Raw genomic sequence first — 7109 nt, 5'->3', positions numbered from 1 at the left:
TCTCCGACCGCTTCGCGGCCACCTCTCCCCCGCTCTGCGGGGGCGAGGAACCCAAACCTTGTTAGGTCGCGCCGCCTGCGCCTCCGCCTCCACCGCCCTGCAGTTTCAGGAACTGGCTGAGCAAATCCACCGGCAGCGGGAACACGACCGTCGACGAGCGTTCGCCGGCGATGTCGTGCAGGGCCTCGAAATAGCGCAGCTGCATGGCTTGCGGCTCCTCGGCCAGCATCTTGCCGGCCTCGACGAGTTTTGCCGCCGCCTGCTGTTCGCCGTCGGCGTTGATCACCTTGGCGCGCCGCAGCCGTTCGGCCTCTGCCTGCTTGGCGATGGCACGGATCATGTTCTCGTTGAGGTCGACATGCTTGATCTCGACATTGGAGACCTTGATGCCCCAGGCATCGGTGCGCTGATCGAGAATCTCCTGGACATCGCTGTTGAGCTTGTCTCGCTCGGCCAGCATTTCATCGAGCTCGTGCTTGCCGAGCACCGACCGCAGCGTGGTCTGCGCCAGCTGGTTGGTCGCGGCCATGAAGTCCTCGACCTGGATGACCGCCCGCTCGGCGTCGACGATACGAAAATACAGAACGGCGTTGACCTTTACCGAGACGTTGTCGCGCGAAATCACGTCCTGCGGCGGCACGTCCTGGACCACCACTCGCAGGTCGACCTTCACCATCTGCTGCACGAAGGGGATGAGAATGATAAGGCCGGGGCCCTTGACCCCGGTGAAGCGGCCGAGCGTGAAGACCACGCCGCGCTGATATTCCCGCAGGATGCGAATGGCCGCGGATAGGAACATGACCACGACGAGCGCTGCTGCCAGATAGGCCATATAACCGATGATCATTGCCTTGCTCCATCGCTTCTCACATTGCGGCGCCGTATCGTCAGCACAAGACCCCTGACATCAGCCACCTCGACGCTGTCGCCCACTGCAAGCGGTTCGTCGGCTTTTGCCCGCCAGCGCTCGCCCCGGGCGAGCACGTGGCCCTCGCTGCCCTGCCAGTCGAGGACCTCCGCCGGCAGCCCCTGCATGGCCTGTGAGCCAACACGCGGAACGTTCTTGCGGGCCGCCCACAGATAGCTGCCGGTCAACAGCGCCAGGCCGAGCGTCAGGACGGCGGCGGTGCCGATAACGGCCCACGACATCTCGAAGCCGGGCCCCTCGATCTTGAGCAGCATGGCAGCGCCCAGCAGAAACGCAGCCACGCCTCCCAGCCCAAGGACCACTGTCGGGTTCAAGGCTTCGACGACGAGAAAGATGATGCCAAGCAGCATCAAGGCAAGGCCGGCATAACTGATCGGCAGGAGATTGAGCGCATAGAGCCCGAGCAGAAGGCAAATCGTGCCGATCACGCCGGGCGCGACCGCGCCCGGGCTCGTGAACTCGAAGACGAGGCCATAGACGCCGACCAGCATCAGGATGACGGCGATGTTCGGGTCCGTGATGACGGCGAGAAGCCGGATGAGCCAGCCTGGCTCAAGCGTTTCAACCGGTAGCCCTTTCGTCGCCAATGCCTCTTTCTTGCCTGCGATCTCGACGGTCCGGCCGTCGGCCAGTTGAAGCAGTTCGGTGGTGTCGCGGGCGACGAAGTCGATGACATGCTCCTGCAGCGCCGCGCCGGCCGACAGGCTGGCCGCCTCGCGCACGGCCTTTTCACCCCATTCGGCATTGCGCCCGCGCAATTCAGCCAGACTGCGGATCAGGGCAACGGCATCGTTCGTCGCCTTGGCGATCATCGCGTCGCCCGCCGGTGCGTTCTTCTTGTCCGCCTCCGGGCCATCGTTCTTGCCGCCGGGAAACGATGGCAGCGGCCCGCCCATCTCGATCGGCGTTGCCGCGCCCAGATTGGTGCCGGGCGCCATCGCCGCTACATGGGTGGCGTAGAGGATGTAGGTTCCGGCGCTCGCCGCGTGCCCGCCGGCGGGCGCGACATAGCCGATGACGGGAACCGGCGAGGCTAGGATGCCGGCGATCATCTCGCGCATGCTAGTAACCAGCCCGCCGGGCGTGTCCATCTGCAGGATGACAGCCTGGGCGTTCCGGTCCGCGGCCACCGCCAGCGCTTCCTCGAGCTGCCTGGCACTCGCCGGACCGATGGCGCCGTCTATCTCGACGCGCAACACAATTTTCTCCCGGCCGTTCGCCTCTCCGGTTGCCGAAGAGGGACAAACGGCCGCAACAGCCACGAAAGTCGCGGCAAGCAGGACCGCACGCGCGAGTTTCACGCTCAAAGCTCCACACCCTAGAATATGGGCTGGATTTTGCCGAAATCCATGAGAACGCTCATCAAACCGGCCCGGGCACTGGGTGATGCTTCGCTCTGTGCATAACTTCGTTGGCTGGAAGCGGGCGGTTTGCAATCTCAGGCACGGCGTCAGCCGGCTTCGCTCCGGCATACGCCCACGCGGTCGGCATCATCTTCCATCATGCGAAGCGATCGGTCGACGTGACCGGGGATGCATGGCGGTGAATGCCATGAACGCCGCTCCGAACAAGCCCGTTACTCGGGCTGACATCCGATGATATCTTCGATAATCTCGGCCGGTTGATCGACAATATCGACTATCCCTTGCATTATTTGGACAACGCTGTCGCGCTACTGAAGGTAGTCAAGTAAAAGGAACGGCCATGAAATGTTTGGTGTTGTCGATTTTTGCAATCCTATTTTCCACATGGGCGCACGCCCATGTTCCGCCAACAGGCCGCGCTTATGCGAAGGATTTGTTCGCCAAGTTCGATGAGCTTTTGCAGCAGCGCCGGATTGAAGGCAAATTGCCAAATCTTGAAGATCCAACGGACCGGGATCTACTGCACAAGATTTGGGACGGCGAGGCTTTGATAGGTTCGCCGCCATACGATGAGAGCGACCTGGAAGCACTGTCTTTCGTAATGGACAGAAGTGGGTCGCTACTCGCGCTCTATGGCCAGGCTAACCCGCTGCCTTTGCAGGATGAAGCCACGCAGTCGTTTGCACTTGTGTTTCGGGCTGCTGCCGCTTCCCAGCTAGCTTTCAATGATTTCCTGGCGCACCAACCCAACGCTGCCGAAATGTTGCGAGCCAACGGTGCCAAAGCTCGAGGAGGCATAGAGAAAATGTTTCGTGGCGCCTCAATTTTTCTGGCTGACCCGGCGCTGAAGCAGGGGAACAAGATAGTTCTTATTGAATCGCTAAGAGCCGATGGTCCCTATCTCGCGCAGAGCATCTCTCCAGACCATCGCCAGGCCCTGATCGATTTGTTTGTCCCGTCGGTTGGCCAGCTTCCCATGCCTGCCCAAGAATCGCTCAAGATCTTTATGCAGAAAATCAAAGCGGCCGGCTGCGATCTGTTGTGTGCTGACGGAATGTAATACCGATGGAGATTGGTATCGTTCGAACCGGTGTGGGCGATCTGTTCGGGAACATCCGCCAGGAGTCGAAGGCGACCCCTGTCCGCCCCGCGCTGCTTGCTTGCGTCACTTGGGCTTCGACTGGCTGACTATCGAGTCGCCGCCAGCAGCTCAGGCCCGAATCAGCGCCAGCTCTTCGGCAGTCAGATGGCGTGCCTTGCCTTTGGCAAGCTCGCCGAGTTGCAATGGGCCGATCGCGATCCGCACCAGGCGCAGCACCTCGATGTCGTGGGCGCCGAGCAGCCGGCGGATATGGCGGTTGCGGCCCTCGTCTAGCACGATTTCCAGCCAGGCGGTGCTGGTGCCGCCGCGCAGCAGCTCGATGGACCGGGCCGTCAGCAAGTCGCCGTCGACTGTCGCACCGGCGCGCAACCGCACCAGCATGGCCTCGTCGGGCAGGGCGCCGATCTGCACGTGATAGGTCTTGGCGACATGCGAGGCGGGGTCGAGCAGGCGCTGCGCGAAGCGCGTGTCGTTGGTCATCAGCAGCAGGCCTTCGCTGGCCTTGTCGAGGCGGCCGACCGGCGACACGAAAGGCAGGTCGAGCCCTGCCAGGCAGTCATAGACGGTGCCGCGGTCCTGCGGGTCGTCGCGCGTGGTGACCAGGCCGCGCGGCTTGTGGAGCATCAGATAGACCTTGCGCTCGGCGGCGACGCGGCGGCCGTCGACCTCGATGCGGTCGCGGCCTGGATCGACGCGCATCGAGCCGTTGCGCACGATCTTGCCGGCGACCCGCACGCGCCCCTCGGCAACCAGAAGCTCGGCCTGCTTGCGCGAGCACAGGCCAAGCTTCGACAGCGCGCGGCACAGGCTGACGCCGGGAGGCTGGGTCCCGGGGGCAGGGCGTTGCCGGGCAATGTTCGGTCGCGGCGACATGGCGTTGCCTGTGGATTCTTGTATACGAGCATCCCACTATAGCCGGCCGCCGGCTATGTCCACGGAAGGGAACTGCATGTCTTTTGCATCATGCGCAGCAGCTGCGAGGACTTGCAAGAAAACAGCCATTCGCCTTTGCCTGCTGCTCGCCTTCCTGCCGGCATCGCCGGCGCATGCCGGCTGGCAGGCGGTCGAGAAGGTCGAGACCTATGCCATCTCAGGGCAATCCGGGCCGGAGCTCTACGTCTCGATCGGGGGGCGCGGGCCGCTGCTCGGCGAGCGCCGCGTCATCGCGCATACCAATTTCAAGCTGACCTGGGTGAGGGACTACCAGCCGCAAGGCGATGCCTGCGTGCTGGTGTCGGCGCGGCCGAAGCTGATCATCACCTACACCTTGCCGAAGCCGGCCGCGCGGCTGCCGGGCGCAATCCAGAAAAACTGGGAGGTTTTCGCAGCCGGCCTCGCCGCCCACGAGAAGGTGCACGGCGCCAGCATCGTCGACATGGTGCACAAGATCGAGGCGGCCACCATCGGCCTGACCGTCGCCGATGACCGCGCCTGCAGCAAGATCAGGGCGGAAGTGACGAGACGGCTCGCCGGAATTTCGCAGGCACAACGCAAGGCGAGCCGCGATTTCGACCGGGTCGAATTCGGCCCGGGCGGCAAGCTGCGGCAGCTTGTGTTCACGCTGATGACCGGGGGATAGTCGAAGCAGGGCAAGGTCGGCGGGACAGCACCCCCTTCTGTCCTGCCGGACATCTCCCCCTCAGGTGGGGGGATTGGATGTCACCCCTGATTTGGCCAATCGCGAACGTTGCAAAAGGAGTGCTGCCGACGAAGCTGCCGATCTCCCCCCTTGAGGGGGAGATGGCCGGCAGGACAGAGCGGGGTGGCGCAGCGCATCGACGTCTGCAGGCTGACCTCACGCCTGCTCGGTCGGATAGAGCGTCAGGATGTTGACGTTGACCCGTGGCGGCTGCGTCACAGCATACAGGATGGCGGCGGCGATGTCCTCGCTTTCCAGCTGCTCCATATCGCCCAGCCTTTGCTCGACCGCCTGGCGTACATCGGCGCGCATATTCTGGGTGAACTCGGTCTTGACGGCGCCAGGCTCGATGCAGGTCACGCGGATGCCGTCCTTGCCGATCTCGCGGCGAAGCGATTCCGCCATCGCGCTTACCGCGTGCTTGGTGCCGGAATAGACCACCGAAGGGTGGATATAACGGCCGGTGCCGGAAGAAACGACGACGATGTGGCCGGCGTCTTGCCGCTGCATCGACGGCAGCGCCGCATGGATCGGATAAAGCAGGCCCAGAATGTTGACGTCGACCATCCGGCGGTATTCTTCCGGCGTCGTATTGCGGAACGGCGCGGCGACGCCGACGCCGGCAACCGCAAGCAGAATGTCGAGCCGGCCGTACTCCTGCAGGACCCGTTCGACCATTGCCGTGGCTTGCGCTTCGTCGGTGACGTCGACGGCAATCGGCAGCGCCGTGCTGCCGGTCTCACGGATACGCCTCGCCAGATCGTCCAGGCGCTCGGCGCGCCGCGCGGCAATCGCCAGCGTGGCGCCCTCGGCCGCCAGCGCCAAGGCTGTGGCCTCGCCGATGCCTGAGGAGGCGCCCGTTACCAAGGCGACTTTGCCGCCCAGTTTTCCTGTCTGCATCTTTTTTCTCCTGACGCTTTGGACACGCCGTGAAGCTAGGGCGCAGGCTTTCGGGCAACAATGCTGATCGAAAACCGAATCCACCGTTGGAGTTCCTGGGCGCAATATGCGGCGGCGCCCGCTCCCCGCAGAGTACCGCAAGGCATGCGGGACAGTGCCCTCCGGCAAGCCCATGTGTGCGCAATTTCCTTCGAGCGAACGAGCGGGCCTTGACGTGACTGGAGCTGTTGCGTCTTGATACGGGGCTGCGGGGTTTCGCATGAAAACAGCTGATCGACTATGTCTGCAGGTGGCTTGTTTGCGTGCGACGCGCTTGCATCCAATCTCGCGACTGAGCGCAAGATGAAGGTCCTCATCGTCTATTGCCATCCCTGCACGGACAGCTTCAATGGTGCCGTGCGCGATACGGTGCTGGAGACGCTTGCCGAAAGCGGCCATCAGGTCCACCTGCTCGACCTCTATGCGACCGGCTTCGATCCAGTCATGCGCACGCAGGAATGGCGCGGTTACCACGACAAGGCGGAGAACCTGCAACCGGTGGACCAACACGCGCAGGAGCTGCTCTGGGCGGAGGCGGTCGTCTTCATCTATCCGACCTGGTGGTACGGCCTGCCGGCGATGCTGAAAGGCTGGCTGGAGCGCGTGCTGGTGCCGGGCTTCGCTTTCGAGATGCCGACCGCTCGACGCGGTCCGCGGCCCAAATTGCGGCACATACGCCGGGTGATGGCAATGACCACATGCGGCGCCACGCCGCTGATGTCGTGGATCATGGGACAACCGGGCCGGCGGACCCTGCTGCGCGGCTTCCGCTCCGTCTGCCATCCGCTGTGCCGAACCAAATTCCTGGCGCTCTACCGGATGGACAGCGTCTCGGCCGCCGGACGCCAGGCGCATTTGGAGCGGGTCAGGAAAGCGGTTGCCGGTCTTGGCCGCGCTGATGCGGTCGCCGCCGCCGTGCCTGGCTGATTTGGCCGGGCGGGCAGCGGGCGATCGCTTTGGACAGGCGATAGCTTCGCTGAAGTCGGCGCCGCCCTCATGGCCCTGCCGGGCACTTCTCCGCATGACGGCAGGGCTATCGCATATGGCGGCCCCCTCATCCGGCCGCTGCGCGGCCACCTTCTCCCCGCTGGGGAGAAGAGGCTGGCATCAACGCTGGCGACCTCCTCTCCCCTGGGG

General features: G+C 63.9%; 7 protein-coding genes. 3 read left to right on the top strand and 4 right to left on the bottom strand.

The genetic code is table 11. The features are described from left to right. Positions 1-61: 61 nt before the first annotated feature. The gene (locus tag E5W70_RS29725) at positions 62-847 is read right to left on the bottom strand and encodes a slipin family protein (RefSeq protein WP_292664855.1); all 786 of its coding nucleotides are present in this window, start codon (positions 845-847) and stop codon (positions 62-64) included. Beyond that, a complete protein-coding gene (locus E5W70_RS29720) occupies positions 844-2229 on the bottom strand; it encodes a nodulation protein NfeD (protein WP_292664854.1) in 1386 nt (461 codons plus the stop codon). Before E5W70_RS29720 ends, E5W70_RS29725 begins: the two co-directional genes overlap by 4 nt. 403 nt (positions 2230-2632) lie before the next feature. On the opposite strand from E5W70_RS29720, the gene E5W70_RS29715 reads away from it, so the two are divergent. Next, the gene (locus tag E5W70_RS29715; RefSeq protein ID WP_292664853.1) at positions 2633-3352 is read left to right on the top strand and encodes a hypothetical protein; all 720 of its coding nucleotides are present in this window, start codon (positions 2633-2635) and stop codon (positions 3350-3352) included. A 150-nt stretch (positions 3353-3502) separates the two neighbouring features. Here E5W70_RS29715 and E5W70_RS29710 read toward each other — a convergent pair whose 3' ends face one another. After that, complete coding sequence (locus E5W70_RS29710) at positions 3503-4267, bottom strand: pseudouridine synthase (protein ID WP_292664852.1); 765 nt, start codon at positions 4265-4267, stop codon at positions 3503-3505. 76 nt (positions 4268-4343) lie between these two features. Here E5W70_RS29710 and E5W70_RS29705 point away from each other — a divergent pair, with 76 nt between their 5' ends. Then, positions 4344-4973, top strand: a complete 630-nt coding sequence (locus E5W70_RS29705; protein ID WP_292664851.1) for a DUF922 domain-containing protein — start codon at positions 4344-4346, stop codon at positions 4971-4973. 216 nt (positions 4974-5189) lie between these two features. On the opposite strand, the gene E5W70_RS29700 is transcribed toward E5W70_RS29705, so the two are convergent. Beyond that, positions 5190-5933: an SDR family NAD(P)-dependent oxidoreductase gene (locus E5W70_RS29700; RefSeq protein WP_292664850.1), complete on the bottom strand. Its 744-nt coding sequence runs from the start codon at positions 5931-5933 to the stop codon at positions 5190-5192. A gap of 342 nt (positions 5934-6275) precedes the next feature. Here E5W70_RS29700 and E5W70_RS29695 point away from each other — a divergent pair, with 342 nt between their 5' ends. Further along, positions 6276-6899: an NAD(P)H-dependent oxidoreductase gene (locus E5W70_RS29695; protein WP_292664849.1), complete on the top strand. Its 624-nt coding sequence runs from the start codon at positions 6276-6278 to the stop codon at positions 6897-6899. Positions 6900-7109: the final 210 nt, after the last annotated feature.

Origin of the sequence: Mesorhizobium sp. (assembly GCF_005063415.1) — a bacterium.
GTDB lineage: Bacteria > Pseudomonadota > Alphaproteobacteria > Rhizobiales > Rhizobiaceae > Mesorhizobium.
This window is presented reverse-complemented; position numbering and strand designations above follow the sequence as displayed.